Raw genomic sequence first — 26,294 nt, 5'->3', positions numbered from 1 at the left:
GCCCGTTCCCTTACTCCGCGATTTGCGCCGCAACGTCCGCGTCGATGGCAGCCAGCGCGTCTTCCAGCGTGGACTCACCCGTGATCACCTGCGTGATGTAGTCCGGCACGACGCCGTAGATCACAAAGTTCTGGGCGTAGCCCTGGAAGGTGAAGGCCTGGGGCGTCGTCTCTGCCGCTGTGCCGATAGAGGCTGCGAAGGTCGACAGCGCCTGAGCCACAGCCGGATCCGCATCGCCGTAGTCCACACCGGAGGCCTGGAGGCCTGCGTGGGCGGTGATGGAGGAGGTCTCTGCCGCGAAACGGGCGGTGTTTTCCTCGGCCGCGAAGTGAGCGATCAGGCTGGCTGCTGCCTCGGGCACCTCGGTCGACTCAAACGCCACGATGCCAGCGCCGCCGGGCATTGCGCCACAGCCGCCGGGGCCGCAGGGCGCGGGAACAGCACGCCATTCGAAGTCCGTGATGTTCTCGGCGTAGTTGCCGATCATCCAGGAGCCGGACATGTGCATGGCCACGGAGCCAGACAGGAACAGCGGTGCCGCGTTGCGGTAGGCGGTGCCGGTGCCTGCGGGCCAGCCATCGGCGGGCATCAGGCCGGATTCGTGCCAACCCACAAAGGTCTCGGCGTAATTGGCGAAGCCCTCGTCCACGAGGATCGGGGAGCCTGCGTCGTCAAAGAACGCAGCGCCGTAGGAGAACGCGGGGCCGGCCCAACGGTGGGCGGTGCGGTCCATCGCGAAGGCCGCGTCCATGCCGAGGGTTTCCTGGACTTCGCCCAGGGCAACCATCCACTCGTCCCAGGTCGCGCCATCGCCGGGGATGTCGACGCCCGCGTCGTCAAACATGGTGACGTTGATGTAGGGGCCCGTCACGGTCAGCTCGGTCGGCCAGCCGTAGATGCCCATGTCCTCGCCACCCGGCGCACGGTACCAGGGCAGGACGGCGCCGTAGGCGGCTTCCATGTAGTCGGCGTCCACGTAAGGCGCGAGGTCCAGGTAATACTGGTTCAGACCACCGAGGTTCGTGACGCGAGCCACGTCTGGGGCGGCGTCGGTCTGCAGCTGGTTTTCCAGCTGATCGCGCACGATCTCATAGCCCACGACTTCCATAGCCAGGGTGTGGCCCGTCTCGGCCTCCCAATCGGCGGCAATCGCGGCGAGAACGTCACATTCATTGCCGTTCTGGTAGCACAGGAAGCTGACTTCATCAGCCGAAGCAGTGCCAGCGGCCATCAGAGCGGTCGCAGCACAGGTCAGCCGCAGGGTTTGCAGTTTGGTCATTAGAATCCTCCCATCGGATCTTTATGTGGTTCGTTTGTTCTTGGTCTTTTGCAGGACGATAGAAGACATCTGCGCCTGTCGTCCACAGGTTATCGCATCGGTGAAATCACGGTCTTTGACCGCAGCGCGGAGGGATAGAGCAATTGTTCCATCTGACACGATTTGCGGCCATCTGAAGCGGTCCAGGGTATATCAATGGTATATCAATTTGGTTTTGCCCCTCAGGCGGCCAAACCCGGATTTTCCGCGGATCCTACCCAAACGCGAATCGCGCCGGGTTACGACGGCAGGTTCGAGAGGGTCAGAAGCGCGCGGCGCAGTGCGGCAATCTCGGAGGTGGTGAGGCCGTCCTGCAGCTTGCCCTCAAACCCCTCCGCCGCGCGGCTGAGGTCCTTGAAGACGGCCACGCCGGAAGCAGTCAGCGACAGCACCTCGATCCGGCGATCCTCTGGGCTGGGGTCACGGGTCAGATAGCGTTTGCCCTCCAGCGCGGCCACGGCGCGGCTGACCTTGGTTTTGTGGATCAGGGCCTTTTCGCAAATCTGCTTGGCCGAGAGGTCGCCATAACAGCCCAGATGAAACAGCACCCGCCATTCGGTGCGCAGCATCCCGTATTGCGCACGGTAATAATCCTGAAACTCGCGGCTCGCGGCCTCTGCCGCCTGGTTCAGCAGATAGGGCAGGAAATGCGGCAGGTGAAACGGCGGCTGGGTCATGGGAAAGGCCTGGCAGGCGGTCTGTTCAAAGGCGAGATCGGCACCCCGGACGGTCCGTCGCAATTTAACAAACTCTTCTCGGAAAGTCGCATTCTTTGCAAATCCATTCACACTTTGGTCACGCCTTAGCGCCGCTTTGCGCCACCGGCGAGGGCAATAACAGGGTCAAGGTCGTGCAAACCGACCGACTCAAATGCTTAGGAGGCCCAAGATGACAACGATTACTGACCCGAAAGCCCTGCAAACGATTTTCGCGCCGATTGACCTGACGCACGTGCCCGAAGTCGCAAAGCCCGCGCCGACCGAAGGGCCCTATGATTGGGGCACCGATTGCTTCGTGTTCCGCGCCGACCGCACAGACGCGCATCTGGCGTGACCGAAAAAAAGCGCTGGCCCGATGGGGGCCAACGCCAGAGGTTTTATTAACGTCCTAGCGCCCTTTGGGCTAATCTAGGACGGGTTTTATGCGCTACCGCCCTTCGGAGAGGGCAAGCGCGGTTAGCTCTTCCCCTTCCAAGGCACCAGCCAGTTCTCGGCCATCCGCATCAGGATATCGATGCCGAAGCCGATGATGCCGATCAGGATGATGCCGAGGATCACGATGTCCGTCAGCTGGAAGCGCGACGCGGCGATGATCATCATGCCCGCGCCCTGGGTCGCCGCCACAAGTTCGGCGGCCACAACTGTGCCCCAGCACACGCCCATCGCAACCCGCGCGCCCGTGAAGATCTCGGGCAGGGAGTTGGGCACAATGACGTGCCTGAGGATCTGCGCCTTGGACGCCCCCAGAGAATAGGCCGCGTGGATTTTCGAGATGTTCACCCCCGCCACACCGGCCCTGGCCGCGATGGTCATGATCCAGAGCGCGGCAAGGAAAAGGAGCACGATCTTGCCCGTCTCGAAGATGCCGAACCAGATGATCACCAGCGGGATCAGCGCCAACGGCGGCACCGGGCGCATGAATTCCACGATGGGGTCAAACCACCCCCGGAACCAGCCCGACAGACCCATGGCGTAACCCAGCGGGATACCGACGAGGGCGCCGAAGAAGAAGCCCCCCAACACGCGGTAAAGCGACGCCCAAAGGTGTTCCAGCAGGGTGGAGTTCTGGTAGCCGTCGTTCCAGATCTCGACCAGGCGCGTCACAATCGCCTCGGGCGCGGGAAGCCAGATGGGCTGCATCTGCAAGCCGCCGCTCGGGGCATAGTTGAACGACCCGCGCGGCGTGAGAGTGACGGTGCCGCCCTCCACCGCTGTGGCGACGTTGGGCGCGATTTCTTCACCGTTCACGGCGAAGACCTCAAACCCGTCCTCTTCCGCGCCGGGATCGTTGCGCGAGATGCGCACCAGCACGGACCCCCAGGCACCGGTGGCGCCTGCATCGTTCAGGGCAAAGCCGTCACCGGGCTCGATCTCGGGTGGATCGCCCTCTTCCTCGTCGCGGCCGTAGACGCGGATGAAGACGGTGGCGTCATCCACATCACCGGCAGCATTGCGCGCCGAATAGGTGAATTGCGCGTCGCCGGAATAGGGCCCGGGCACATGAAGCGGCACCAGGGACGAGTTGGTGAACGCGCCCCAGATGAAGAACAGACACAGGACCGACAGCACAGAGGCAATCCGGTCCGGCACCACGGCGCTTTCGTCGCCGAAGGTCACGGTCTTGAGGGAGCGGAAGTCCTTGGCCGCATCCATGCGGGACCGGACAAGCTTCACGACAAAAAAGCAGCCCACGAAGAGTGCGATGTAGAATACCAAAACGATCATCGATCAGCCCTCCTTCCGGCCCATAATTTCTTCTTCCATCTCCCAGATGAGAGAGAGGATTTCTTCGCGCTTGGGGTTGAACTCGGGGTGGAGCTTCACCTCGCGCAGGTCCTTGCCCACGCCTTCTTCGGCAAACGGCAAGTGATATTCAGAGTGGATGCGCCCGGGACGCGGCGCCATCACGACCAATCGCTGGCCCAGAAGCAGCGCCTCTTCCACCGAGTGGGTGATCAGGATGATGGTTTTGCCCGTCTCTTTCCAAAGCTTCAGGACCAGACCTTGCATCTTTTCGCGCGTCAGCGCGTCCAACGCGCCAAGCGGTTCGTCCATCAAGATGACGTCGGGGTCATTGGCGAGGCACCGGGCCAGCGCCACACGCTGCTGCATACCGCCCGACAGCTCATAAATCGCCTTGTCCTTGAATTCCTGCAAACCCACCGCATCCAGCAAATGGTCGGTGATCTCGGCGGCTTCGGCGGCCGGCATGTTCTTCATGCGCGGGCCGAAGTTGACGTTCTTGCGCACTGACATCCATTCGAACAGCGCGCCTTTCTGGAACACCATGCCACGCTCGGGTGCGGGGCCGGTGACTTCATGGCCGTTGATCTCGATGCCGCCTTCGGTGGGGGCGAGAAAGCCCGCCACGATGTTCAAGAGAGTGGTCTTGCCGCAGCCCGACGGGCCAAGAACGGACATCAGCTCCCCTTGTTTGAGGTTGAGCGAGACGTCTTCCAACGCTTGCACCGCGCCGCCGTCGGGCAGCTCGAAGCGCATGGATATATTGTTGATCAGAAGGTCCGTCATGGGCGGGCGTACTCCGGCGCATGGGGGCCGCTTTTGGGCCCGGCGGAAATGAGAAGGCCCGCCGCGTAGTTACAAACGCGGCGGGCCAATGTTCACAGAGGATCGCTTACTGGGCGGCTGCCTGCAGCGGGGCGATGTTCACCAGCGCGCTGTAGTCATCCAGCGTGCCGTCGATGGAGCCTGCGTCCGCGAAGACGGTGGCCACACCGGACATGAACTCACCCACGTTGCCGCCGAGCCATGCTTCAGACAGCTGCTCTTCCGCGGAGGGGAAGACGAAGGTGTCGATGGTCTGAGCGGTGGCGTCCAGATCCATACCAGCGTCGTTGGCGATGACTTCCAGCATCTCGTCGCGCATGTCACCGGCAGCCCACATGGCGTTTGCCTCGGCGGTTACGGCGAGGAATTGCTCGACCAGTTCAGGGTTCTCGGCCACGAAGGACGCGGGCGCAGAAGTGACGTCGAACACCAGGATGCCAAGCTCGGTCTTTTCTGCGCCGGTCAGCAGAACGTTGCCGTTCTCCAGCATGCGGCGCAGTGCGCCACCCCAGCCGCAAACCATGTCCAGCTCGCCCTGGGCGAAGGCAGCCGCGCCATCGGGCGGCGCCATGTCGACGACGTTCATGGAGGCGACGTCCACACCGAAGTGGTTCATCTGCGCCAGGAAGCCGTAGTGCGCGGCGGTGCCGAGCGGCACGCCAACGGTCAGACCTGCGAGGTCACCGGCGTTGGAGGCGTCGATTTCCAGGGCCTCAGCGACAACGCAGTTGTCGTTGTCGGCGTAGGACACGGCCACGTCGAGCAGCTCCAGATCCTGACCGGCGGAAGTTGCGACGATGAAGGGCGGCAGGCCCTGGCTGACGGACAGGTGTACGTCGCCGGACGCCATGGCGGCGGACATGGCAACACCGGTGTCGAAGGCGACCCAGTTGATCGAGACGCCCATGGCCTCTTCATACATGCCGTTGACCTTGGCGAACTGGAACGGCATCGGCCATTCCAGGAAGTAGGCGACGGTGATTTCTTCGATGTGGCCATCGGCGAGCGCCGCCTGGCCAGAGGCCAGCATTGCGGTGCCCGCAAGCAACGATGCGATTGTCTTTTTCATTGGGTCTCTCCTGTCGGGATAGTCTTGTTGTTTCTGCGGTCGCGGCGCTGTGTCCACATGTATACAGATTCAGCGTTTGGTCGCCCCGCCCATTCATTCCACGGAACCCCGGCTCCGCGTGCGGAAGCTAGGCGTCTGTGTTTCTTTGCGTCAAGCGGATTCTATAGGGCCAGATGGGGTGGATTGCGCAGCCAAGAGGTATTGAGCCTTCTGGCAGAGCGTTTGCTTGATTTTTGAGACTTTCGTGAACGACCTAAGGCCAACGGGCGCGGCCCCGCCCCACAGCCTATACTATAGCCAGAGCCGTCAGGCCCCCTCCGCCTCGATGGCCTTATGCAGCCCAAGACGAAACGTCTTCGCCCCGGCATCAAGCCCCAGGTCGATATGCGGGGTCACCGCATGTTTCATGCCTTGGTGGACCTTCTCCAGGATCACCTTGTCCTCGTGGAACGCCATCACGGCGCCGGCGTTCATCGTCTCGGACATCTCAGTATTGTCGGGCTCGGAATTGCGGTGTTGGAACCAGAAATAGCGGGTCTTATCCTCGGTGATCGGGGTCATGAAGTTGTAGGAGATGTTGATGAACGTGTCCGCCACTGGCGTGCTGCCGTAGCCGCCGGTGCCGGGCGGCGTGTAGATCGACATGTTCGTCGCCATGGCCGGGCGCGTCATCTCATAGTGTTGCAGGCGGTCGCAGGGGCCTTGGAACGCCAGCAGCTTCTCGTAGTAGGGCGAGGGCGGCTCTCCAAAAATCCAGCGGGTAACCTGGACGCCTTCATCGGTTTTCTCCACCTGCAAGGGCGCGCCGTCGGTGCCGCCGCCCGCAAAGCTGGTCACATGGACCCAGGCGACGTGGGACGGGTCCAACAGATTGTCCACGACCCAAAGGTAGTTGCAGTCGATATCCAAGACGCCGCCATCGGTCTTGCCCCAGGTGGGATCCTCGAAATTGGGAATGTTGAAAATCAGGTCCGGGTCGGCCTTTTCGGGATCGCCCATCCAGATCCAGGTGAAACGGTAGCGGTCAACGACGGGGTAGGATTTGACGCCCGCGCGCTTTGGGATCGCGTCGGCTTGGGTGGGCGCGGCAACGCAGCTGCCTTTGCCGTCGAAGGTCAGGCCATGGTAGCCGCATTCCACGGTATCGCCTTTCAGCGCCCCGTCCGAGAGCGGCAGTTTACGGTGCGGACAGGCATCTTCCAGCGCGACAGGCGTGCCGTCTTGCTTGCGGTAAAGGACGATGTTTTCGCCCAGGAACGTCTCGGCCCGCAGGGTGCGGTCGATGTCATGGCTCCATGCGGCGACGTACCAGCAATTTCTCAGGAACATGGGCAGCCCTTTCGTTTGGGTTGAATATGCGCGCCCTTCGCCCGGCAATCCATCCGATATCGTTAATGCTTCACATTAGGCGAACTTATTGAGCGGATCCGGAATTTCGAGCTGGGATTCCGCCTCTTTTTTAATCCACTTGAGAAACTCCTGCACTTTGGGGCTGTCGTCGGCCTGTTTGCGCCGCACCACCCAGTACGAGAGCGGCGATTTGGTGATCTCGGTGAAGGGTCGCACCAGGCGACCGTCGTGCAGCGCGTCCAGGACCAGCGGCTCGCGCCCCAGGGCCACGCCCAACCCCTCAATCGCGGCTTGCAGCACCAGATTGGACTGCCCAAACCGGCGCGTGCGCGCCTGGGATGGCAGGTGGACGCCGCAGGCCGTGGCCCAATATTCCCACGACGGATTGGCCGACCCGTAGTTCAGGACCTCGTCCTGCAGCAGCGTGTGATCTGCCAGCGACGCCACGTCCGTGAGGGTCGCGGCAATCTGCGGCGCGCAGACGGGGAACAACCGCTCAGACATTAGGTGATCGACGGCCAGGTTGGGAAATTCGCCGTGGCCATAGCGGATGCCGATATCCGCGTCAGCGGGGTTGAACGGGCGGCCACCGGTGTCGGTGGCGATGGAAATCGACAGGTCAGGATGGGCCAGATCGAAGCGCAGAAGCCGTGGGAAAAGCCAGGTGAACGCAAAACCCGGAAGGCAGGAAATCACGACCGTTGTGTCAGTATGGGTAGCGGTGCGGATCTGGGTACACACCTCGGATATCCCGCCGAGGCCGCGATCAATTTCGCGCGCCAGAAGCGCGCCGTGCTGGGTCGCCTTGGACGCGCGCGCGCCGCGCACCAGAAGGTCTTGCCCCAGCCATTCCTCCAGCGACTTCACGTGCTGGCTGACGGCGCTTTGGCTGACGCCCAACTCACCGGCTGCCGCCGAGAAGCTGCCCAGGCGGACCACGGCCTCGAACGCGCGCAGGGAAGCATAGGGGAGGTTCAAAATCATATAAGCCAAACTAATAGAGATCATTAATCATTTCAAATGGAACGATAGAAAACTCCCCCATAGGTTGAAACCGTGGCCTCTCTGCCAAAGGACCCCGCCCATGTCGCCTGCCGCTGGCGCTCGCAATTTGCTTCATACCTGCGCGAAAGCTCGGGTCGGCCAGAGCCTTCTGCTCGCGGTCGAGCCCGCCTCGCTTGGATATTTCGACGCTGCGGTGGTGGATTGCGTGGCCCAAGAGGCGAGAGAATTGGGCCTGCACGTGCGCCGCGTGGACGTGGGTTTTGAGCCCGAGGCGCCGCGGCTGACCAAAGCCTTGCTGGAACAGATGCAACTTGCCGATATCGTGGTGTTTTTCGCCCGCCTGGGGGACCAGCTGCGGTTCTGCGAGATGCCTGCTGGCAAGACCATCATCACCTGTTTTGCTGCGACCATCGAGCAATTGGGATCGGGTTTCGGGACCGGCGATCACCGGGGCATGAAGGCGATCAAAGAGGCCGTGGATCAGGCCCTGACCCGTGCGCACGAGGTGCGTCTGACCTGCCCGAACGGCACCGACGTGCGCGGCATGCCCCAGATGGACGGGGTTGAGACCAGCGTTACGCGATTCCCCCTGTCGGTCTTTGCGCCGATCCCTGCGGGCGGTTTCAGTGGCCGCGTCGCGATGGCCGGGTTCCTGACCGGCACCGGCTCGCGCTACTATGCGCCTTATCACATCGACCTTGACGGGCCGCTGTTTGCGCATCTGAAAGACGGGCGGTTGACCGGGTTTGAGGGGGCCGCGCGCGACGTGGCCCAGGCCGACGCCCACTATGACCGGGTGGCCAAGCGATACGGGCTGGATCGCAACGCGGTGCATTCCTGGCACGCGGGCATCCACCCCGGGTGCGGCTTCCCTTGGGAGATGGCCGACCACCCCGAACGCTGGGGTGGCACCGCCTTCGGAAACCCGCGCATCGCGCATTTCCATACCTGCGGCGCGGAGGCACCGGGAGAGATCAGCTGGAACGTCATCGACCCGACGATCACGCTCGACGGCGTACCGGTCTGGCAGGACGGCACGTTCCATGCGGATCTGCTGCCCGGCGGCGCGGACATCCTGGCCGCCTACCCCGACATCGCCGCCATGGTCGCGCGCCCGGATCGGGCGATTGGCGTGGGCGTGCCCGCCTTGAACGCCATGGGTGTGGGCCTATAGTTCGCAGCGAGCACAGACAGGCGAAACCCCATGGCGCAAGCGATCATCACCCCCCTGACCCAAGCCCTGGCCGAGGGCAAACTGACCCGCGCGCAGCTCAAGGACTTCATGCAGCGCAGCGATGGGCCGGGGCTGCGGCGGATCGCGATATGGCTTGGGATGCTGGCCTGCTCCACGACGTTGATCGCGCTGGCGTGGGATTCGTGGCTGATCTGGCCCGCGATGTTCATCCAAGGCGTGATCCTGGTGCATCACTTCTCGCTCCAGCACGAATGCGTGCATTACACGGTGTTTCGCACGCGCTGGCTGAACGATTTGGTGGGGCAGATCTGCGGCTACACGATCCTGCTGCCGCACCGGTTCTTTCGCTATGAGCATTGCGATCACCATACCTACACGCAGGTGACGGGGGAGGATCCGGAGCAGATCCCGCTGCCGCGCAATTTTGGCGAATACTTCCTGTATCTGACCGCCCTGCCCTATTGGAAAACCAAGTTCACCGAGGTCTTCCGCCATGCGAGCGGAGGGTTGTCCGAGGCCGAGCGCGGCTTCATCCCGAAAGAAGAACACGCCGCCGTCGCCCGCGACGCGCGGCTGATGCTGGGGCTCTACGCGCTGGTGATCGCGGGGATGGCTGTGACGGGCTGGTGGGGCCTCGTGTGGTGCTGGTTCATCCCGCTGATCCTGGGCGAGCCCGTCATGCGCTTCATCCGCATGACTGAACACGTCGGCCGCCCGACCGTGGCGCAGATGAGCGACAACACGCGGACTAATCTGGTCAGCGCGCCGATGCGGTTTCTGTGCTGGAACATGAACTACCACGCCGAGCATCACTACGTGGCCTCCGTCCCATTCCACGCGCTGCCGCGTCTGCATGATGTCTTAAAGGACCACATCCACGTGGAGCCAGATGGCTACATCGGCGCGCATCGTGAGATCTGGCGGCAGATCCGGGCCAATAATGCCGCGTGAGAAGGCCTGGGTCGACCTGATCGAGCGGGCTGCGCTGGAAGACAAATGGGTGACCCGCGTATCCTTGGGCGCGCGGCTTTTGGCCGTCTATGACACGCCGAGCGGGATCTACGTCTCGGCGGCGCTTTGTAATCACGGCGGGGCGGATTTGTGTGACGGATACTTCCACGGCCATATGATCGAATGCCCCCTGCATCAGGGCGCGTTCGACGTCCGCACGGGCCGCGCGGTGGGGGCGCCTGCGGTGCGAAACATGCTGACCTATCCGGCGCGGGTCGAGGGCGGGATGGTGCAGGTGTTCGTCTGATGCCGCGCCAGATGCGGGATGCTCAAGCTTGAGCACAGGGGTTATCCCGTTGTTTTAATGTGATAAACGAAGAATTCTTAACCTTTTGTTAATCCTTTCACCTGGCACCCCTCAAGACGCGTGAGACTACGCTCCCAAGAGGGCTCGGCGACCCCACCACAGAGTGTGTTTAACGTGCAGGAGCGGGCTGGGAGGGTGCGGCTGTGCCTCCGGCGCTTACCCCGCACATGTTAAAAATATTTGACATGTCAAAAATCTTTAACTACCTGTAGCCCAAGTTACCCAGCCTCAGGAGCCTTCCCATGACCGCCTATCTGAAGACGTCGAACGCCGTCACCATCGGATTTCTCATCGCCATGGCCTGGCACTTCGGCACCGTGTTCGGCCTCTTTGGCACAGCGCCGAGCAACCAGGCGGAGATGTTTATCCGCCTCGGCCTGATTATCGGTGTGACCATCGCGGTGTTGTTTGCGACGGCGCTGACCCTGCAGACAAAACTGCAAGCCCCGCTGCTGCCCGATGAGCGGGAGGAGAAGATCGAGCGCCTGTCGGAAGCGGCGGGTGTGATGACGATCTACATTGGCCTCCTGATCCTGGCCTGGTTCGCCTTTGCGCCGCTTAGCCCGATGCAATTCGTCAACGGGTTGCTGGCGGTGGTGACCGTGACAGAACTGGTCAAACTGCTTTTCGTTTTGGCGCTCCATCGGCGGGCCGTCGTCTAGATGAAGGCGCGGCCACCGATCACCAACCGGGTCAGCGCGTTGCGAGAGGCCCACGGCGCGATGAGCCAGGCCGACCTGGCGAAGGCCATCGGGGTCAGCCGCCAGACGATCATCGCGATCGAACAGGGCCACTACTCCCCCAGCCTGGAGCGCGCCTTCCGCATTGCCCGCGTGTTTGGCGTGGGCGTGGAGGATGCCTTTGGGTGGGAGCCGGACGGATAGCGCGGAGGGCATCGCCCGACCTGGAGGGCGTTTGAGCCGGAGGTTTGGTTCGGAGCGAGTGCCAAGGCCGCTGACAATCTTTCTGCTTGTAACGTTGCAAAATCGCCCTCCGGGGGGAGGTCGGGCGATGCCCGGCCCGGGGCCGGGCGGGGCGTTTGACTAGCGTTTTCGCCCCTTCTCCAACCGTGCAAACAGGCGGCTTAGGCCGAAGCAGATGATGAAATAGAAGGCCGCCGTGGTGAGCCAGGCCTCGAAAATCATCCTCGTGGAGGCGACGAGTTCGACGGTTTTGTACGTTAGCTCCTGCACCGAGATCAGCGAGATGATGGAGCTGTCCTTGATCAGCGTGATGAACTGGTTGGCCATCGGCGGCATGATCTTGCGGAAGGCTTGGGGCAGGACGATGTAGCGGGTTTCCTGCCAGCGGCTCATGCCGATGGATTTCGCGGCCTCCCGTTGGCCTTTGGGGACGGATTGGATGCCGGCGCGGACGATTTCGCCCACGAACGCGCTCTCGAACAGGGCGAGCACGATGACGCCCGAGATGAGCGACGGGAAGCGGCGCATGTCGCCGAAGAAGAACTCCCACAGCCAGATGTCGTCTTGTCGGGCGATGCCCCTCGCCCATCGCTCTAGGTTGAGGAAATCGATCAGCTGTTGGCTGAGGAAAAAGAAGAAGATGAATACCACCACGACGGGCGGGATGTTGCGGAGCAGCTCTAGGTACGTGCGGGCCAACATGCGCACGGTGAGGTTGGCCGAGCAGCGCGCGATACCCAGGATCGTGCCGAGGATCAGCGCCAGGATGCTGGCGTAGATGGAGATGCGGATCGTGGCGGCGAGGCCTTGGAGGAGGAGGTTGGCGAACCATTCCTCGCGGCTCGTATGCCAGCCGACGATGTAATTGGGGATCAGGTGCCAGCGCCAGTTGTAGTTCAACGAGCCTTCGATGGCATAGGCGATGTACCCGAAGAACGCCACGATGAGCGCGACGATCAGGTAGTCCGGCCAGCGGAGGCGTTTGAGGAACTTGGTCATTCAGGCGGCACCGGTGGGGGAGGGCCCGAGAGCCCTCCCAATGGTCAATTATTCAGGAACCTGGTCTGCCCATTCGTTGCCGACGAACCAGTAGTCGTGACGCTCTTCCAGCCAGCCCGACCGCGTGCGCGCGGCGATCCAGTTGTTGAAGAAGTTGAGCGCGTCCGGGTCGCCTTTGCGCAGGGCGAAGGCTTCGCCTGTGGGGTTGATCAGCTCATCAAAGGGCACGTAGAGCGTCTCGGGGTTGAGGCGCGTTTCACGGTCCGGCGTGGGCTGGGAGGACATGGTGGCGTGGGCGTTGCCGTTCAGCACCTCTTGGGTGGAAGCGCCGTCTTCGTCGAAGAGCAGCAGCTCGGCCTCGGGGAACATCTCGGCGATCACCGTGGCGGGCGTGGCCCCGCGACGGGCGGCGAAGGTGATGTCGGGCGAGTTGTAATCGGCCATATCCATGCCTTCGGTCATCTCGATATTGGCGAGGATGGCCATGCCGGAGGAGGCGTAGGGATCGGTGAAGTTCACCGTCAGGTTGCGCTGCGGCGTGATCGACATGCCCGAGATGATGACATCGAAATTGCCCGCCAGAAGGGCGGGGATGATGCCGTCCCAGGCGGTGGGCACGAATTCAACCTCAACGCCCATGTCTTCGGCAAGGGCGCGGGCGACGTCGAGTTCAAATCCGATCAGCTCACCATTCACGTCGCGCATGGACCAGGGCGTGAAGATCGACAGGCCGACGCGGATCACGCCTTCTTCTTGGATCGTCGTCAGCACGCTTTCGGCGGCCAGGGCCTGGCCGGTTTGGGCCGTTGCGGGCAGGGCCGTCATCGCGGCTGCGGCGCCCAGGGCGGCGCCGAATAATCTACGGGATAGGGTCATAAATCTTCTCCTTGTTGCAGTCTTCTTGGTTAAACTTGTTGGTTAATCTTGCGCGTAGCGCCGTTCGACGAACGATACGCAGATGGAAAGGGCGAGGGTGACGGCCATGTAGACCAGGGCCACGGTGAACCAGATCTCGAAGCTGAGGAACGTGTCCGAGATGATGTTGCGGCCAATCGTGGTCAGCTCTGCCACGGCGATGACCGAGACGATGGCCGAAGATTTGATCAGGTGGACGACCTCGCCGAACATCGGCGGCAGCATGAAGCGCACGGATTGGGGCAGGATGATGTAGCGGTAGGTCTGGCCCTTGGTCATGCCGATGGATTTCGCGGCTTCCCATTGGCCGGTGGCGACCGCGTTGATGCCCGCGCGCAGGATTTCCGAGATCAGGACGGAGTGGAAGACGGCGAGGGTCAGGACCGAGGCCCAGTAGCGGTCGAAGCCGAAGATGGGACCGAGGACGTAGTAGAACAGGTAGAGCAGGACCAGCAGCGGGATGTTGCGGTTGAACTCCAGGAAGGCCACGGCGACGGCGGAGCCGATCACGAGGTCCGAGAGGCGGAGGAGCGCGATCAGGAGGCCCAGCACGGTGGCCAGCGCGAAGGCGATGGCCGAGAGGTGGATGGTGACCCAGAGGCCCGCGAAGATCTCGCCCAGTTGAAAGCCGTCGTCGGTGAATTCCCACAGGAACTGCGGCACGCGGGACCATTGCCAGTTGTAGCCCATGTTCTGGGCGCCGGCGTAGCTGCCATAGACGATGGCCGCCATGACACCCAGGTAGATCGCCACCGACATGGCGACGGAGCCGAAGATGCGTTGCACGGCGCTGGGTTGCGGGAGGGCCGCGCCCCGGGGGACGCTATGGTCGATGGCCGTCACCTTAGTGGGCCAGGATCTGATCTAGGAACAGGCGGCAGCGCTCGGACTTGGGGTTGGTGAAGAACTGCTCGGGCGGGGAGACCTCGATGATGCGGCCTTCCTCCATAAACACCATGGTATCGGCGACTTTGCGGGCAAAGCCCATCTCGTGGGTGACAACAACCATGGTCATGCCAGTGTCCACCAGCTCGGCCATGACATCCAAGACTTCGTTGATCATCTCGGGATCGAGCGCCGAGGTCGGCTCATCAAAGAGCATGATCTTGGTCTCCATGCACAAGGAACGGGCGATGGCGACACGTTGCTGTTGCCCGCCCGAGAGCGCGGAGGGGTATTTCTCGGCCTGCTCGGGGATGTGCACGCGGTCGAGATACTTGCGCGCGGTGGCCTCGGCGTCGGCTTGCGAGAGGCCACGGACTTTCATCGGGCCGATGGTCAAGTTCTCCAGCGCTGTGAGATGCGGGAACAGGTTGAACTGCTGGAACACCATGCCGACGTCCTGGCGCAGCTGGCGGATCTCTTTGGCGTTCTCATGCACCTCGATCCCGTCGATCACCAGGGTGCCGGAGTTGTGGAACTCCAACCCGTTGAAACAGCGGATCAGGGTGGATTTGCCCGAGCCCGAGGGGCCGCAGACCACCATCTTCTCGCCCTGATGGACAGTCAGATCGATGTCCTTGAGCGCGTGGAAATCGCCGTAGAACTTATCGAGGTGCGTGGCCTCGATGATAGCTGGCTGGTCATTCATTGCGCCTGCACCCCCGGTCGTCACCCCAGCGTGGGACCTTTGAGCCGAACAATCTAGGGTTTATTTCCTTCGCGAGTAGTGTTGTTGTCCGCGCAACCAGTTTCGCCCAAGGATTGGAACGCAGGCTTTCTGCGCCTGTCCGGGGGGCGATTTTATCAATCGTTGCGGGGGCTAAGCCATGTCGGCATGGATCAAGATGATTTCCGATGAAGACGCGGATGCGCGCCTGAAAGCGGCGCTGGACCGCGCGCGCACGCCGCATGGGACGGTGGACAACGTGATGCGCGTGCATTCGCTGCGCCCCTCCACGATGGACGGCCATGTCACGCTGTATCGGGCCTGCCTGCATGACGACGGCAACACGATCCCCGAGTGGTTCCAAGAGGTCATCGCCTCGCAGGTGTCGGTGCTGAACGATTGCCCCTATTCCTACGCCAACCACTGGGCCAACGCCCGCTATCTGATTGGTGACGACGCGCGGGCCGATGCGATTGAGGCCGCGTTGAAGGGCAATCTGTCCGAGGCCTTTGAGGGCAAGCACCTGGAGGCGCTGATCCACGCGCGCAAGCTGACGGCGACGCCCGGCCAGATGGAGAAGGCGGATGTGGAGGCGCTGAAACGCGCCGGGTGGACCGACGGCGAGATCCTGGAGATCAACCAGATCGTCGGCTATTTCTGTTACGTCAATCGCCTGCTCAACGGGCTTGGCGTCACCACCGACGGCGATGTCGTCGGCTACTACGCCGAGACCTGAATGGCCGCTGTTATTGATCAGGACCTGACGAAAGGTCCCATTCCGAAGCACTTCTGGGCGCTGGCCGTCCCCGCCGCCGTGGGGATGCTGTTCAACACGCTTTACAACGTTGTGGATGTGTACTTCGCGGGCCTCGCGAGCACGGCGGCGCAGGCGGGCTTGTCGCTGGGGTTCCAGATCCTGGCGCTGAGCATGGCTTTGGGCGTCGGACTTGGGGCGGCGATGGGCGCGCTGGTCGGCAACGCGATGGGCGAGGGCGACCGACGGCTGGCGCGGCGTTACTGCGCGCAGGGGATCAGCTACGGGTTTCTGGGGGCCGTTTTGCTGGCGATTGCCGGGCAGTTCTATGGCCCGCCGCTGATCCGCTTCGTCTCGGCCGACGCAGACTACCAAAACACCGCAATCACCTACTACCGCCTGCTGACCCTCGCCCTGCCCGGCTTCATCGTGGCCGCAGGCGCCAACGGTATCCTGCAAGCCCATGGCGACGGCAAATCCATGCGCCGCGCGCTGGTGGTGGCGTTTTTTGCCAACCTTTGCCTCAACCCGGTTTTGATGTTCGGCATCCCGGGCGTCTGGGGCGGCTTCGGCTTCGCGGGCCTCGCTGTATCGACGTTCATCAGCCAGACCGGCGTGATGATCTACCTGATCCGGCAGGTCACCCGCCTCGACACGATGGAGGCGACGGAACCGCGCCATTTCGCCCCCGATCTGCCGCGCTGGAAAGAGATCACCGAACAGGTGATCCCCTCCGGCTTTGCCTTCCTGATCATGATCATGGCCGGCGTCGTGGTGCAGTTCGCGCTGAAGGATTTTGGCGAGCCTGCCGTGGCGGGTTTCGGCATCGGTATCCGGTTGGAGCAACTGGTGATCCTGCCGCTCATCGGCATGTCCAGCGCGCTTCTGCCCATTGCCGCGCAGAACCTGGGCGCGGGGAACCCTGACCGGGTGCGCGAGGTGATCTTCTATTGCTGGAAGGCGGGCGCGGTCGTGGCCCTGATCGCGGGACCGATCCTGTGGGTCGGCGCGCCCTACTTCGTGCGCATCTTCACCGAGGATGCAGCGGTCATCGACGTGGCGCGGGACTATCTGCGGGTCGGGTCCTTCATGCTTTACGTCTATCTGTTGCACTTCTCCATCACGTCGTTCCTGCAAGCGGCCAAGCGCCCAATCTGGTCGCTGTGGATCAGCCTTTACCGCCAGGCCTTCGGGGTGGCGTTCTTCGTCTGGCTCTATGTGGGCTTCTTTGGGATGCCGGTGATCGGCGTGTGGTTCGGCACGTCCACGGCGGCGGCGACGGGGGCCATCATGGCGCTGTTCGTGGCGCGTCACATCGCGAAAGAGAAGATCGGCGGATTGAGGGGAGAGGCCTGATGCGGGCAGCGGTTGTCAGGGAATTCAACGCGGATCTGTCCCTGGAGGAGGTGCCGGACCCGGACTGCCCCGACAATGGCGTGGTGCTGGAGGTGGCGGCCTGTGGTGTGTGCCGGTCTGATTATCACGGCTGGGTCGGCGGGCATCCGAAGGTGGTGGGCGGCTCCATCATGGGGCACGAGTATTGCGGCACGGTGGTGGAAGCCGGGGCGCAGGCGCGCCACCGCGTCGGGGATCGGTTGATTGCGCCGTTCATCCTGGGTTGCGGCGCCTGCCCCGCCTGCCAGACGGGCGCGTCCAACACCTGCGCGGATCAGATCGTGCCGGGTTTCGGCGCGCCGGGAGCCTATGCGCAATATGTGGCGGTGCCTTTTGACCACAACCTGGTGCCTCTGCCGGACAGCCTGTCGCCCGCCTTGGCGGCGGGACTGGGCTGTCGGGTGACGACGGCCTGGCACGCGTTGACCGACCGCGCAGATGTGCGCGCGGGCGAGTGGGTGGCGGTGCATGGGACGGGCGGGATCGGGCTTTCGGTGCTGCTTTTGGCCAAGATGTTGGGCGCGCGGGTTGTGGTGGTCGATATCGTCGACGAGAAGCTGGAGCATGCGGTGGCCCACGGCGCCGATGCGACGGTGAACGCTATGAGGGTCGATGCGGCCGAGGCCATTCGGGAGATCACCGGCGGCGGTGCCCAGGTCTCGGTCGAGGCGCTGGGGATTGCGGCGACGACGAATGCGTCGGTGGAGTGTCTGGCGACCCTGGGGCGGCATGTGCATGTGGGGATGCCTTCGGGCGACGGCATGATGACGGTGAACATGCGCGCGATCTACGCCAAGCAATTGGCGTTCTACGGGACGCGGGGGATGCCGTCGTGGAAGTACCCGTCGCTGTTGGGGATGATCGAGCGGGGCGATGTGGATATTTCGCCGATGGTCGCGCGGGAAGTTGGGTTGTCCGACGCCAGCGCCGAGCTGCGCGCGATGGGCGGGCCGACGTCGCCGGGGACGGCGGTGATTACGGATTTCTTGGGGTAGTCGCGGGAGACGCAAGTCTGCAGCGTTGGCTCCCTAGTTACGTAGGGCAGCCCCCGCCCGGGGGGGCGGTCGGGGGCTGCCCGGCTTGCAGCCGGGCAAAGAGCTTCTCCAAAGCGTGCGGGCTTCACGTCAGATCAAAGCCGATGGCGCGGATGTAGGCGCCGAAATCTGCCCGCTCCGGTTGGCTGTATTGGCGGATTTTGTCCTCGGACCAGCCGTAGCTGTCGGAGTGTCCGAAGATGTCGGGGAAGCGCTGCGTCGCGTAGGCGCGGGTCTTGTCGTAGGCCTCGACCGTGCCGCGCAGGTCCTCTTCGACGTAGCGGTCGGTGTGGACTGTTGTTCTCAGCGGCAGGCGCGGGGTGATTGGCGGGGGCGACAACGGGTAGCCGATGGCGAGGCCTGCGAAGGGGAAGACGTGATTGGGCAGATGCAACAGGTCCGCGACGGCGCGCGCCTCATTGCGGACGGCGCTGATCGGGCAGCAGCCCAGGCCCAGGGCTTCGGCCGCCGTCACGAACGCGCCCAGGGCGATGGCGGCATCGGCGGTGGCGTTGACCAGCGCATCGAGATGGTCGTTGGCGAAAGGGACGCCCCGCCAGTCGTGCAACATCCGCTGGCGGCGGTTGTTGCCGCAGAAAACGGCGAGCATCGGGGCATCGGCGACCCAGGCCTGCCCGCCGACAAGGCGCGACAGCTCGGCCCGGATCTCGGGCGATTTCAGCAGAATGATGTCGCGCTGCTGCAGATCGCTCTTGGTCGGAGAGGCCAGCGCCACGGCGCAAAGGGTTTGCAGAAGCCCGTCGTCCACGGGCCGGTCCTGGAACGCCCGGCAAGACCCGCGCGCTGCCATCGACGTCAGCAGATCATCCGCAACGATCTCAGGCGCATCGCTGTACCGGGCAGAGAGGGCGTCTTGCGACATGGGGCCATCCTTTTCGTTAGCATACCTTACAAATAGATAAAGAATTTATCGCATTTATAAAGCTGCGCTGTCTGATATACCTTGCCACGAAGCCAGCAGGAATGGGAAGCCAACCGACATGGGAAGCACCGGCGAGCGATGACCAAGGACGTTCTGAAAGTGACGATCGAGCGGGACGCGGGCCCGGATGTGTTCGAGGTCCCGGCCTACGACAGCCAGACGGTGCTCGACGTCGTGTCCTGGGTGCAGCAGAACGCGGACCCGACGCTCAGCTACCGCTTCGCCTGCCGCGTGGGCATGTGCGGGTCCTGCGCGATGATGGTCAACGGCGTACCGCGCTGGACCTGCCGGACCCATATTAGCAAGGTGCTGGACGGCAACGAGGTCACCATCGCCCCGCTGCGCAACCTGCCGGTGATCAAGGACCTGGCGGTCGACATGGACCCGTTCTTCGACAAATGGGTTGCGGCAGAAGGCGTCCACCATGGCGCCCTGACCCGCGATGACCCCATCGCGCCGGTGGACGAGGACAGCGCCGCGCGGGTGGAGGCGAATGCGGGGATCGAGTGCATCAACTGCTCGGTCTGTTATGCCGCCTGCGACACGGTGGCGGGCAACACGGACTACCTCGGCCCCGCCGCGTTGCAGCGGGCCTGGACCCTGCTGAACGACAGCAAGGACGAGGGGCGCGCGGCAATTCTGGATGCGGTCAGCGGCTCGGGCGGGTGCCACAATTGCCATTCGATGGGGTCCTGCACGGCCTATTGCCCCAACGATCTGGACCCGATGAACGCCATCGCGGGGCTGAAGCGGGAAACCGCGAAGTCCTGGTGGCGGGGGACGCGCTGATGCTGACACTGCGCCTTTACATGCTGCAACGGATCACGGCGCTGTTGATGGCGCCGTTCGTGATCGGCCACATCGCGGTGATGATCTACGCGATCCAGGGCGGGTTGTCGGCAGCGGAAATTCTGGGGCGGACCCAGGGCTCTGTCCTGTGGTTCCTGTTCTACGGCACCTTCACGGTGGCCGTCGCCATCCACGGCGCCATCGGGCTGCGCACGATCCTGCACGAGTGGGGCGGGCTGCGGGGCGTGGCGTTGGAGGCTGTGATGTGGATCATCGGCCTGGGCCTCTTTGCCCTGGGTGCCCGCGCCGTTTGGGCCGTGACCTTCGGAGGCGCGCCATGAAAGCCTACGCAAACCGCGCCCATCCCCTGTGGCTGGCCTATATCCTGCACCGGATCTCGGGCCTGCTGCTGGCGCTGTTCCTGCCGCTTCACTTCTGGATCCTCGCCATGGCGATGACCGAGCCAGCACGCTTCGATGGCTTCATCGCGATCACCGAGATCAGCGTGGTGAAGCTGGCGGAGTTCGGCCTCGTGTTCCTGCTCGCCGTCCATATGTTCGGCGGTCTGCGCCTGATGGCGATGGAATGGCTGCCCTGGAGCGGGTCGCAGAAGACGCTGGCCGCCGGGGCCACGGCGGCCTCGTTCCTTATCGCAACCCTCTTTTTCATGCAGGCGATCTGATGCGCATTTCCGATATTGAACGCCACGACACCGATATCCTGATCCTCGGCACCGGGGGCGCGGGGTTGTTTGCCGCGTTGCACGCGCAGCAGACGGCGCCGGAGGGGACCAAGATCACCATTGCCGTGAAAGGCCTGATCGGCAAATGCGGCTGCACGCGGATGGTGCAAGGGGGCTACAACGTGGCTTTGGGCGGCGGTGACACGGTTGAGCGGCACTTCATGGATACGATCAACGGGGGCAAGTGGTTGCCCAATCAGGACATGGCCTGGCGGCTCTGTGAGCAGGCCGTCGTGCGCATTCGTGAGTTGGAGAATGAGGTCGGGTGCTTCTTTGACCGCAACAAGGATGGGAGCCTGCACCAGAAGGCGTTTGCGGGGCAGACGGCGGATCGGACGGTGCACAAGGGCGACCTGACGGGGATCGAGATCATCAACCGTCTGATGGAGAAGGTCCTGGCGAGCGGCGTCGAGAAACTGCAAGAGCACCGCGCCGTGGGGTTGATCCCGACGAAAGACGGCAGCGCCTTGGCGGGCGTTTTGATGATCGACATGCGGACCGGGCGCTTTCGCCTGGTCCGCGCCAAGACCGTGATGATGGGCACCGGCGGCGGGCCGACGATGTACAAGTACCACACGCCCAGCGGTGACAAGACGATGGACGGCCTCGCCATGGCCCTGCGCGCGGGGCTTTCCTTGCGCGATATGGAGATGGTGCAGTTCCACCCCACGGGGCTTCTGGCGGGCGATCACACGCGGATGACCGGCACAGTCTTGGAGGAGGGTTTGCGCGGGGCGGGCGGGCAGTTGATCAGCCATTCCGGCGCGCGGTTCATGTTTGACTATGACGGAAAGGGGGAGCGCGCGACGCGCGACGTCGTCTCGCGCGGGATCTACGCGGAGATGCGCAAGAACAATAACCCGGAGCAGGAGGGTGTGTTCATCTCGATGAGCCACCTTGGGCCGGATTTTGTGCGGAAGAAGTTCAAAGGCATGGTTCAGCGCTGCGCCGACAGCGGGTTTGACCTGGCCGCCGGCAAGGTGGAGGTCGTGCCGACGGCGCATTATTTCATGGGCGGCGTGGTCGTCGACGTGGACACGCGCACGGCGATGGAGGGGCTTTATGTGGCCGGCGAGGACGCGGGCGGCGCCCATGGGTCGAACCGCTTGGGCGGGAATGGCGTGGCGAACTCGACGGTCTATGGCGGGATCGCGGGCGACACGATGGGGCGCGATGTGGGCGGCATGGCCCTGCGCGAGCCCGATGAGGATGTGCTGGCGGCCGAGTTTGAGCGGGCCGTGTACCCGCTGGCAAAAAAGCCCGATCTGGTGCTGCCTCTGCGCAAGCAGTTGCAGGATCTGATGTGGGAAGAGGTCGGCGTGATGCGGACGGAGGCCGGGATGAAGCGCGGGCTTGCGGGCATCGCGGAGGTGTCGGACGCGCTGATGGACGTGGGTGTGGATGGGTCGAATCTGGCGTTCAACCTGACGTGGCATGACTGGCTGAACCTGCGGTCGCTGTGTGACATCTCGGAGGTGATTGCGAAGGCGGGCTTGGCGCGAGAGAACTCTCGCGGGGCGCATTTCAGGGAGGATTTCCCGGAGCCCGGCGCGATGGAGGATAGTGAGTTTACCGTGGCCGTGCGCGACGGGGATGGCGTGAACGTCACTCGGGAGCCGGTGCAGTTCACCATCGTGCGGCCCGGCGAGACGGTGTTACCAGAGGATGCGCCCGAGACCCTGGTGGCGGCGCAGTGAGCCGGAGGGAGTGCGCCCTGCCCTGCCTGACGGCAGGCCCGGTCGCCCAATGCGAGGGGCGCTGCCCCTCGCGCTCCCCGGAGTTTTTTGGGCAAGATGAAGGAGCAGCAGAATGATACCGATCGCGCTTATCCAAGAGGTGGCGGAGGGCTTGATGGACAAGGCCGCCATCGAGATCCCGCAGGATTACCTAGACGGATTGCAGGAGGCTGCGCGGACGGAGGATGGGGATCTGTCGTCGTTCGTGCTCAAGGCGATGCTCGACAATTACGAGGCCGCCAAGGAGGACCGTCGCGCGATGTGTGGCGACACCGGCGTGCCGCGGTGGTTTGTGAAGATGGGCAATGAGGCAAGTGTTGAAGGGGGGATGATCGCGCTGGAGGCGGCGTTGCGGCGGGCGACGGCGAATGCAACGAACGGAGTGCCGCTGAGGCCGAACCGGGTACATCCTTTGTGGCGGACGGACCATGACAATAACGTTGGCATCGGCGCGCCGGAGATTGAGTATGGGTTTGAGCCTGGGGGCGAATGGATCGATTTGATCACCGTCCATAAGGGAGGGCTGTTTGGGACCGATTACCGGATGCTGTTCCCGAGCGACGGGATACAGGGGATCAAGCGGTTCTACCTCGATAGCCTGATGGCGTTCGGCAAGCGGGGGCTGGCGTGTCAGCCTGCGATCATTGGGATCGGGTTGGGGGGCTCGAAGGATATTTGCATGACGTTGGGTAAGCGGGCCTCGACGCTGCGGGTCGTGGGCTCTCGGAATTCGGACCCACGGATTGCGGAGATGGAGGATGAGTTCAAGGAGCTCGGCAACTCCATCGGCATGGGGGCCATGGGGTTTGTTGGCAAGAACATGGTGATCGATTGCAACATCGAGGTGGGGTACTGCCACACCGGCGGTATGCCGATGTCCGTGCATGCCTTCTGCCTGTCGTCGCGGCGTGCGGTGGCGCGAATCCATGCGGATGGGCGGGTGGAGCATCGCACCGACCCGGACTGGTTCACCGACTACCAGCGCCGTGAGACGGTGGAATGGGAGCCTGCGAGGAAGGCGGCGGAGTAATGGCGCAAAGACGGTTCGAAAAGAAGCCGCTCTACCGGCGGGTCAACAGAACGGCGCGGTTCGCACCCTGTGGGCACGGTGGCGAGTATCGCTGGCAACGAAACACCAAGGATGAGAAAGCGTCGGATGTTTTGACCGCCGGGATGGGCCCAAAGCATCACCACGGGTTAGACTACACGCCGCTGTTTCGGTTCCTTCTTTCGAAAGTCGGCGAAGACTGGGACATGGTCCATTCTGAAGCTGTGTCTCGTCTCGACCGCGAAGATCCAGTTTACTGGCTTGTGGCGTTGCAACCATCCGACGCGCGGGATGTCGTTCGCATCGGTGAAAGTAGCTACTATTCCGGCCTTTGGATCGATGCAGATAACCGCCTGCAACGCGTTGCGCCGCAACTGACGGAACACGACATGCGGCCGAATTGTTCGTGTTGCACCCACACCTTCAACGGCAAGCGCTTTTCCCTGCCGTTTGACCCAGACCATTCTCACGGCCTGTATCGTAAACTGAGAGGTATCTCATGAGCCCCCGTGAAATCATCCTCTCCACGACGCCCTCCCACGACGACATCGCCAAGCTGCGGCTGGGGGACGTCGTCTACCTGAGCGGCCTGATGTATACGGCGCGGGAGGGCGTCTACATGCGTTCGTTGGAAGAGCGCGCGAATATCCCGATGGAACTGCCTGCGCAGTCGGCGGCCAACTTCCATTGCTCGCCCGCCGCGCGGATTAACCCGGACGGGTCGTTTGATATGGGGGCGGTGACCGCCACCGCGTCGTTTCGCTTTGCCAAGTGGTTGCCGGAGTGGATGGCCAAGACCGGGGCGAAGCTTATTGTCGGCAAGGGGGGGATGACGTCGAAGGATTACAAGGAGTACTTCGTGCCTAATGGGGCGGTGTATCTTTCGACCGTGGGTTACGGCACGGGCGCGCTGCTCGGGCGGGGTGTCGAAAACGTCGAGGCCGTGCACTGGAATGAGGAGCTTGGCCTCGCCCAGGCGATGTGGGTGTTGAAGTGCAACAAGATGGGGCCGTTCATCGTCGCCTCGGACCTCAACGGCGACTGCCTGTTTGAGCGGGAGAATGCCAAGATCGCGGAGAATGTGGCGCGGGTGTATGAGGGGACGCGGCCTGCGACGCTGAAGCGGTATGGCGAGAGTGACGACCGCACGGATGAGGTGATTTGAGGCGTCCGCCTCAGGGTGAGGTCATTTGAGGCTTCCGCCTCAGGGTGAGGTGACCTAGTTCAGTTCCGAGATCAGGATCCCGAGCCCCATGATCAGGTTCAACGCGATCAAGAGGCGGCGAAAGCCGGTGTTGCTGAGGCGTTTGAACACCGCGATGCCGATCTGAGCGGCCAGCAACCCGGCGGGGATGGTGACGAGAAGCGCCCAACGGGCCTCGGCATCATAGGCGCCCTGGGCGAAAAGCAGGCCGACCGTGGTCAGAAGCATCGTCATGTTGAAGGGCTGCAGGACGGCACGTGTCTCGAACTTTGTCCAGGGGCGCAGGGACATCCAGATGGACGGCAAAGCGCCGGACATCCCCGCGGCGCCGCCGAGGATCCCGCCCAGCCCGCCGACGCAACTGTCGAGCACCGGGGTCGGACGCTCGAACGCCGGAAGGGCGGCGCGGAAAGTGAAATAGGCGCCGTAGACGATCAGCAGCGTGGCGACGCCGTAGCGCAGGACCGTCGCGTCGAGGCCCGCGAGCAGCCACACGCCGAGGGGCACCCCGACAAGGCCGGGGATGACGAACCGCAGCAGGCGTTTGGGGTTGTCGAAGATGGCGCTGCGCACGACCCAGACGCCCTGCACTCCGGCCAGCACTGACATCAGCGACACGATGGCCACGGCTGTCACCGGGTCCAGGACAACCAGGTAGAACCCCAGTGCGAAAAGCGCCGTGCCCGTGCCCGAGAGGCCGTTGATGAAACCACCCGCGACAGCACCCAACAGCAGGAAAGTGATCAGTTCCGGCGTCACGAGATCGCCCGATGGGCCGGGGGGATGACGCTGATGAGCGCGTCAAACACGGCGTCGATGACGCGCGGTTTGACCTGATCCTTGTGGCAGGCAAGGCCAAGGATGCGCGCCGGGGCATCGCGGCCCAGCGCAAGCCGTTTGACCCGCACGCCGTCCTGCGGTTTGACCGCAAGATCGGGCACGATGGAGACCCCAAGGCCCGCCTGGACCATGCTTGAGATCGCCTCGGCACTGTTGAGTTCCATCGCCTCCGACACCTGCACTCGCTTGGCGAGGATCCAGTTCTCGATCAGCGTACCCAGAACGGCGTTGCGGTTGAAGCGAATGAAGGGCCGGGTGCGCAGCAGCGCGAAGGGATCATCGCTTGGCTCATCCTGGGGCGCGATGAGTTGCAGCGGTTCCTGCGCGAGGGGGCGGAACTGGATGCGCGGCGGCAAGAGGTGGGGTTTTGTGACGATGGCCGCGTCGAGCGTGCCCCGCTCGATGTCGGCCAAAAGCTCTCCGGTCAGGCCGGGGCGAATGTGCAGGCCGATGCCGGGAAAGCGATCCTTCAGGATCGCCATCGCCTGGGGGGTGAGGCCGGTCAGCGTGGTGCCGAGCGCGCCGAGGCGCAGATCTCCGCTCAGGCCATCTTCATCGAGGACGGAGGCGACGAGGCCGTCGTAATCGGCCAGCAACACGCGGGCTTTGGCGACGATCTGATGGGCGATGGGCGTGAGTTCCGGCGTGCGGGTGCTGCGATTGAAGAGCGTGACGCCAAGGTCTGCCTCCAGCGTCTGCATCTGCTGGCTGACGGCGGCATGGGTCACATGCACCACCTCGGCTGCGGCGGAAAACGTCTTAGCGTCGGCCACGGCGACGAGGGTGCGGAGGAGGCGAATGGTCAAGGGGGGCTTTCAGTC

Annotated in this window: 30 protein-coding genes; 16 read left to right on the top strand and 14 right to left on the bottom strand. The window is 63.4% G+C overall.

The window, feature by feature from the left end; translation table 11 throughout:
- Nucleotides 1–10: 10 nt before the first annotated feature.
- Both AC6I9R_RS03880 and AC6I9R_RS03875 read right to left on the bottom strand, forming a co-directional pair.
- Nucleotides 11–1,279 carry an ABC transporter substrate-binding protein gene (locus tag AC6I9R_RS03880; protein ID WP_461427509.1) on the bottom strand — a complete coding sequence of 423 codons (1,269 nt, stop codon included), beginning with the start codon at nucleotides 1,277–1,279 and terminating at the stop codon, nucleotides 11–13.
- A 278-nt stretch (nucleotides 1,280–1,557) separates the two neighbouring features.
- Nucleotides 1,558–1,995 (bottom strand): MarR family winged helix-turn-helix transcriptional regulator, encoded by a 438-nt coding sequence (locus AC6I9R_RS03875; RefSeq protein ID WP_461427508.1) that lies wholly within the window; start codon nucleotides 1,993–1,995, stop codon nucleotides 1,558–1,560.
- Between the two features lie 211 nt (nucleotides 1,996–2,206).
- On the opposite strand from AC6I9R_RS03875, the gene AC6I9R_RS03870 reads away from it, so the two are divergent.
- A complete protein-coding gene (locus AC6I9R_RS03870) occupies nucleotides 2,207–2,371 on the top strand; it encodes a hypothetical protein (protein ID WP_461427507.1) in 165 nt (54 codons plus the stop codon).
- Between the two features lie 122 nt (nucleotides 2,372–2,493).
- Here the strand turns inward: AC6I9R_RS03870 and AC6I9R_RS03865 are convergent, their stop codons facing one another.
- The 5 genes from AC6I9R_RS03865 to AC6I9R_RS03845 all read right to left on the bottom strand — a co-directional run bounded on the left by AC6I9R_RS03865 (nucleotide 2,494) and on the right by AC6I9R_RS03845 (nucleotide 8,008).
- On the bottom strand, nucleotides 2,494–3,762 hold the full coding sequence (locus AC6I9R_RS03865) for an ABC transporter permease (RefSeq protein WP_461427506.1): 1,269 nt from the start codon (nucleotides 3,760–3,762) through the stop codon (nucleotides 2,494–2,496).
- A 3-nt stretch (nucleotides 3,763–3,765) separates the two neighbouring features.
- Nucleotides 3,766–4,566, bottom strand: coding sequence for a taurine ABC transporter ATP-binding protein (locus tag AC6I9R_RS03860; protein ID WP_461427505.1), 801 nt, complete (start codon nucleotides 4,564–4,566; stop codon nucleotides 3,766–3,768).
- Between the two features lie 106 nt (nucleotides 4,567–4,672).
- Complete coding sequence (locus AC6I9R_RS03855) at nucleotides 4,673–5,674, bottom strand: taurine ABC transporter substrate-binding protein (protein ID WP_461427504.1); 1,002 nt, start codon at nucleotides 5,672–5,674, stop codon at nucleotides 4,673–4,675.
- Between the two features lie 306 nt (nucleotides 5,675–5,980).
- Nucleotides 5,981–7,003: an aromatic ring-hydroxylating dioxygenase subunit alpha gene (locus AC6I9R_RS03850; protein ID WP_461427503.1), complete on the bottom strand. Its 1,023-nt coding sequence runs from the start codon at nucleotides 7,001–7,003 to the stop codon at nucleotides 5,981–5,983.
- A 75-nt stretch (nucleotides 7,004–7,078) separates the two neighbouring features.
- Complete coding sequence (locus AC6I9R_RS03845) at nucleotides 7,079–8,008, bottom strand: LysR substrate-binding domain-containing protein (protein WP_461427502.1); 930 nt, start codon at nucleotides 8,006–8,008, stop codon at nucleotides 7,079–7,081.
- Between the two features lie 100 nt (nucleotides 8,009–8,108).
- Between AC6I9R_RS03845 and AC6I9R_RS03840 the strand changes: the two genes are divergently transcribed.
- From AC6I9R_RS03840 to AC6I9R_RS03820, 5 genes are all read left to right on the top strand, one after another.
- Complete coding sequence (locus tag AC6I9R_RS03840; RefSeq protein WP_461427501.1) at nucleotides 8,109–9,203, top strand: hypothetical protein; 1,095 nt, start codon at nucleotides 8,109–8,111, stop codon at nucleotides 9,201–9,203.
- A 30-nt stretch (nucleotides 9,204–9,233) separates the two neighbouring features.
- Nucleotides 9,234–10,175: a fatty acid desaturase family protein gene (locus AC6I9R_RS03835; protein WP_461427500.1), complete on the top strand. Its 942-nt coding sequence runs from the start codon at nucleotides 9,234–9,236 to the stop codon at nucleotides 10,173–10,175.
- Entirely contained in the window at nucleotides 10,165–10,482 is a 318-nt protein-coding gene (locus AC6I9R_RS03830; RefSeq protein ID WP_461427499.1) for a non-heme iron oxygenase ferredoxin subunit, read from the top strand. The genes AC6I9R_RS03835 and AC6I9R_RS03830 overlap by 11 nt, the downstream gene beginning before the upstream one ends.
- Nucleotides 10,483–10,784: 302 nt before the next feature.
- A complete protein-coding gene (locus AC6I9R_RS03825) occupies nucleotides 10,785–11,204 on the top strand; it encodes a hypothetical protein (RefSeq protein ID WP_461427498.1) in 420 nt (139 codons plus the stop codon).
- Nucleotides 11,205–11,426 carry a helix-turn-helix transcriptional regulator gene (locus tag AC6I9R_RS03820; RefSeq protein WP_461427497.1) on the top strand — a complete coding sequence of 74 codons (222 nt, stop codon included), beginning with the start codon at nucleotides 11,205–11,207 and terminating at the stop codon, nucleotides 11,424–11,426. It begins immediately after the preceding gene.
- A 159-nt stretch (nucleotides 11,427–11,585) separates the two neighbouring features.
- On the opposite strand, the gene AC6I9R_RS03815 is transcribed toward AC6I9R_RS03820, so the two are convergent.
- The 4 genes from AC6I9R_RS03815 to AC6I9R_RS03800 are packed head-to-tail and all read right to left on the bottom strand — an operon-like array spanning nucleotide 11,586 to nucleotide 14,970.
- On the bottom strand, nucleotides 11,586–12,464 hold the full coding sequence (locus AC6I9R_RS03815; RefSeq protein WP_461427496.1) for an amino acid ABC transporter permease: 879 nt from the start codon (nucleotides 12,462–12,464) through the stop codon (nucleotides 11,586–11,588).
- A 48-nt stretch (nucleotides 12,465–12,512) separates the two neighbouring features.
- Complete coding sequence (locus AC6I9R_RS03810) at nucleotides 12,513–13,340, bottom strand: transporter substrate-binding domain-containing protein (RefSeq protein ID WP_461427495.1); 828 nt, start codon at nucleotides 13,338–13,340, stop codon at nucleotides 12,513–12,515.
- Nucleotides 13,341–13,382: 42 nt separating this feature from the next.
- Nucleotides 13,383–14,222 (bottom strand): amino acid ABC transporter permease, encoded by an 840-nt coding sequence (locus AC6I9R_RS03805; protein ID WP_461427494.1) that lies wholly within the window; start codon nucleotides 14,220–14,222, stop codon nucleotides 13,383–13,385.
- A 1-nt stretch (nucleotide 14,223) separates the two neighbouring features.
- Complete coding sequence (locus AC6I9R_RS03800; protein ID WP_461427493.1) at nucleotides 14,224–14,970, bottom strand: amino acid ABC transporter ATP-binding protein; 747 nt, start codon at nucleotides 14,968–14,970, stop codon at nucleotides 14,224–14,226.
- 178 nt (nucleotides 14,971–15,148) lie between these two features.
- On the opposite strand from AC6I9R_RS03800, the gene AC6I9R_RS03795 reads away from it, so the two are divergent.
- From AC6I9R_RS03795 to AC6I9R_RS03785, 3 genes are read left to right on the top strand one after another with little or no spacing between them, the layout of a single operon-like run.
- The gene (locus AC6I9R_RS03795) at nucleotides 15,149–15,724 is read left to right on the top strand and encodes a carboxymuconolactone decarboxylase family protein (protein ID WP_461427492.1); all 576 of its coding nucleotides are present in this window, start codon (nucleotides 15,149–15,151) and stop codon (nucleotides 15,722–15,724) included.
- The gene (locus AC6I9R_RS03790) at nucleotides 15,725–17,098 is read left to right on the top strand and encodes an MATE family efflux transporter (RefSeq protein ID WP_461427491.1); all 1,374 of its coding nucleotides are present in this window, start codon (nucleotides 15,725–15,727) and stop codon (nucleotides 17,096–17,098) included.
- Nucleotides 17,098–18,132 carry a zinc-dependent alcohol dehydrogenase family protein gene (locus AC6I9R_RS03785; protein WP_461427490.1) on the top strand — a complete coding sequence of 345 codons (1,035 nt, stop codon included), beginning with the start codon at nucleotides 17,098–17,100 and terminating at the stop codon, nucleotides 18,130–18,132. The genes AC6I9R_RS03790 and AC6I9R_RS03785 overlap by 1 nt, the downstream gene beginning before the upstream one ends.
- 124 nt (nucleotides 18,133–18,256) lie before the next feature.
- Here the strand turns inward: AC6I9R_RS03785 and AC6I9R_RS03780 are convergent, their stop codons facing one another.
- Nucleotides 18,257–19,054: a nitroreductase family protein gene (locus AC6I9R_RS03780; RefSeq protein ID WP_461427489.1), complete on the bottom strand. Its 798-nt coding sequence runs from the start codon at nucleotides 19,052–19,054 to the stop codon at nucleotides 18,257–18,259.
- Nucleotides 19,055–19,192: 138 nt separating this feature from the next.
- On the opposite strand from AC6I9R_RS03780, the gene AC6I9R_RS03775 reads away from it, so the two are divergent.
- The 7 genes from AC6I9R_RS03775 to AC6I9R_RS03745 all read left to right on the top strand — a co-directional run bounded on the left by AC6I9R_RS03775 (nucleotide 19,193) and on the right by AC6I9R_RS03745 (nucleotide 24,594).
- The gene (locus AC6I9R_RS03775; RefSeq protein ID WP_461427488.1) at nucleotides 19,193–19,903 is read left to right on the top strand and encodes a succinate dehydrogenase/fumarate reductase iron-sulfur subunit; all 711 of its coding nucleotides are present in this window, start codon (nucleotides 19,193–19,195) and stop codon (nucleotides 19,901–19,903) included.
- A complete protein-coding gene (locus AC6I9R_RS03770; RefSeq protein ID WP_461427487.1) occupies nucleotides 19,903–20,244 on the top strand; it encodes a succinate dehydrogenase/fumarate reductase transmembrane subunit in 342 nt (113 codons plus the stop codon). The genes AC6I9R_RS03775 and AC6I9R_RS03770 overlap by 1 nt, the downstream gene beginning before the upstream one ends.
- The gene (sdhC, locus tag AC6I9R_RS03765; protein ID WP_461427486.1) at nucleotides 20,241–20,585 is read left to right on the top strand and encodes a succinate dehydrogenase, cytochrome b556 subunit; all 345 of its coding nucleotides are present in this window, start codon (nucleotides 20,241–20,243) and stop codon (nucleotides 20,583–20,585) included. Before AC6I9R_RS03770 ends, sdhC begins: the two co-directional genes overlap by 4 nt.
- A complete protein-coding gene (locus AC6I9R_RS03760; protein WP_461427485.1) occupies nucleotides 20,585–22,342 on the top strand; it encodes an L-aspartate oxidase in 1,758 nt (585 codons plus the stop codon). The genes sdhC and AC6I9R_RS03760 overlap by 1 nt, the downstream gene beginning before the upstream one ends.
- A gap of 112 nt (nucleotides 22,343–22,454) precedes the next feature.
- Nucleotides 22,455–23,411, top strand: a complete 957-nt coding sequence (locus AC6I9R_RS03755) for a fumarate hydratase (protein ID WP_461427484.1) — start codon at nucleotides 22,455–22,457, stop codon at nucleotides 23,409–23,411.
- A complete protein-coding gene (locus AC6I9R_RS03750) occupies nucleotides 23,411–23,932 on the top strand; it encodes a hypothetical protein (RefSeq protein WP_461427483.1) in 522 nt (173 codons plus the stop codon). The genes AC6I9R_RS03755 and AC6I9R_RS03750 overlap by 1 nt, the downstream gene beginning before the upstream one ends.
- On the top strand, nucleotides 23,929–24,594 hold the full coding sequence (locus tag AC6I9R_RS03745) for a fumarate hydratase C-terminal domain-containing protein (RefSeq protein ID WP_461427482.1): 666 nt from the start codon (nucleotides 23,929–23,931) through the stop codon (nucleotides 24,592–24,594). Before AC6I9R_RS03750 ends, AC6I9R_RS03745 begins: the two co-directional genes overlap by 4 nt.
- A 54-nt stretch (nucleotides 24,595–24,648) precedes the next feature.
- On the opposite strand, the gene AC6I9R_RS03740 is transcribed toward AC6I9R_RS03745, so the two are convergent.
- Nucleotides 24,649–25,392, bottom strand: a complete 744-nt coding sequence (locus AC6I9R_RS03740; RefSeq protein WP_461427481.1) for a sulfite exporter TauE/SafE family protein — start codon at nucleotides 25,390–25,392, stop codon at nucleotides 24,649–24,651.
- Nucleotides 25,389–26,279 (bottom strand): LysR family transcriptional regulator, encoded by an 891-nt coding sequence (locus tag AC6I9R_RS03735; RefSeq protein ID WP_461427480.1) that lies wholly within the window; start codon nucleotides 26,277–26,279, stop codon nucleotides 25,389–25,391. Before AC6I9R_RS03735 ends, AC6I9R_RS03740 begins: the two co-directional genes overlap by 4 nt.
- Nucleotides 26,280–26,294: the final 15 nt, after the last annotated feature.

The organism is Gymnodinialimonas sp. (assembly GCF_059726805.1).
Note: the sequence above shows the minus strand (reverse complement) of the source record. Positions and strands in the feature narration are given on the sequence as shown.

Excerpts from the sequence above, each read along its gene's own strand:
- AC6I9R_RS03840 (WP_461427501.1), top strand. The coding sequence starts at position 8,109 with ATGTCGCCTGCCGCTGGCGCTCGCAATTTGCTTCATACCTGCGCGAAA.
- AC6I9R_RS03750 (WP_461427483.1), top strand. The coding sequence starts at position 23,411 with ATGGCGCAAAGACGGTTCGAAAAGAAGCCGCTCTACCGGCGGGTCAAC.
- AC6I9R_RS03780 (WP_461427489.1), bottom strand. The coding sequence starts at position 19,054 with ATGTCGCAAGACGCCCTCTCTGCCCGGTACAGCGATGCGCCTGAGATC.
- AC6I9R_RS03755 (WP_461427484.1), top strand. The coding sequence starts at position 22,455 with ATGATACCGATCGCGCTTATCCAAGAGGTGGCGGAGGGCTTGATGGAC.
- AC6I9R_RS03770 (WP_461427487.1), top strand. The coding sequence starts at position 19,903 with ATGCTGACACTGCGCCTTTACATGCTGCAACGGATCACGGCGCTGTTG.
- AC6I9R_RS03855 (WP_461427504.1), bottom strand. The coding sequence starts at position 5,674 with ATGAAAAAGACAATCGCATCGTTGCTTGCGGGCACCGCAATGCTGGCC.
- AC6I9R_RS03820 (WP_461427497.1), top strand. The coding sequence starts at position 11,205 with ATGAAGGCGCGGCCACCGATCACCAACCGGGTCAGCGCGTTGCGAGAG.
- AC6I9R_RS03850 (WP_461427503.1), bottom strand. The coding sequence starts at position 7,003 with ATGTTCCTGAGAAATTGCTGGTACGTCGCCGCATGGAGCCATGACATC.
- AC6I9R_RS03760 (WP_461427485.1), top strand. The coding sequence starts at position 20,585 with ATGCGCATTTCCGATATTGAACGCCACGACACCGATATCCTGATCCTC.
- AC6I9R_RS03865 (WP_461427506.1), bottom strand. The coding sequence starts at position 3,762 with ATGATCGTTTTGGTATTCTACATCGCACTCTTCGTGGGCTGCTTTTTT.
- AC6I9R_RS03795 (WP_461427492.1), top strand. The coding sequence starts at position 15,149 with ATGTCGGCATGGATCAAGATGATTTCCGATGAAGACGCGGATGCGCGC.
- AC6I9R_RS03790 (WP_461427491.1), top strand. The coding sequence starts at position 15,725 with ATGGCCGCTGTTATTGATCAGGACCTGACGAAAGGTCCCATTCCGAAG.
- AC6I9R_RS03835 (WP_461427500.1), top strand. The coding sequence starts at position 9,234 with ATGGCGCAAGCGATCATCACCCCCCTGACCCAAGCCCTGGCCGAGGGC.
- AC6I9R_RS03745 (WP_461427482.1), top strand. The coding sequence starts at position 23,929 with ATGAGCCCCCGTGAAATCATCCTCTCCACGACGCCCTCCCACGACGAC.
- AC6I9R_RS03845 (WP_461427502.1), bottom strand. The coding sequence starts at position 8,008 with ATGATTTTGAACCTCCCCTATGCTTCCCTGCGCGCGTTCGAGGCCGTG.
- AC6I9R_RS03875 (WP_461427508.1), bottom strand. The coding sequence starts at position 1,995 with ATGACCCAGCCGCCGTTTCACCTGCCGCATTTCCTGCCCTATCTGCTG.
- AC6I9R_RS03810 (WP_461427495.1), bottom strand. The coding sequence starts at position 13,340 with ATGACCCTATCCCGTAGATTATTCGGCGCCGCCCTGGGCGCCGCAGCC.
- AC6I9R_RS03785 (WP_461427490.1), top strand. The coding sequence starts at position 17,098 with ATGCGGGCAGCGGTTGTCAGGGAATTCAACGCGGATCTGTCCCTGGAG.
- AC6I9R_RS03815 (WP_461427496.1), bottom strand. The coding sequence starts at position 12,464 with ATGACCAAGTTCCTCAAACGCCTCCGCTGGCCGGACTACCTGATCGTC.
- AC6I9R_RS03880 (WP_461427509.1), bottom strand. The coding sequence starts at position 1,279 with ATGACCAAACTGCAAACCCTGCGGCTGACCTGTGCTGCGACCGCTCTG.
- AC6I9R_RS03800 (WP_461427493.1), bottom strand. The coding sequence starts at position 14,970 with ATGAATGACCAGCCAGCTATCATCGAGGCCACGCACCTCGATAAGTTC.
- AC6I9R_RS03860 (WP_461427505.1), bottom strand. The coding sequence starts at position 4,566 with ATGACGGACCTTCTGATCAACAATATATCCATGCGCTTCGAGCTGCCC.
- sdhC (WP_461427486.1), top strand. The coding sequence starts at position 20,241 with ATGAAAGCCTACGCAAACCGCGCCCATCCCCTGTGGCTGGCCTATATC.
- AC6I9R_RS03870 (WP_461427507.1), top strand. The coding sequence starts at position 2,207 with ATGACAACGATTACTGACCCGAAAGCCCTGCAAACGATTTTCGCGCCG.
- AC6I9R_RS03830 (WP_461427499.1), top strand. The coding sequence starts at position 10,165 with ATGCCGCGTGAGAAGGCCTGGGTCGACCTGATCGAGCGGGCTGCGCTG.
- AC6I9R_RS03775 (WP_461427488.1), top strand. The coding sequence starts at position 19,193 with ATGACCAAGGACGTTCTGAAAGTGACGATCGAGCGGGACGCGGGCCCG.
- AC6I9R_RS03825 (WP_461427498.1), top strand. The coding sequence starts at position 10,785 with ATGACCGCCTATCTGAAGACGTCGAACGCCGTCACCATCGGATTTCTC.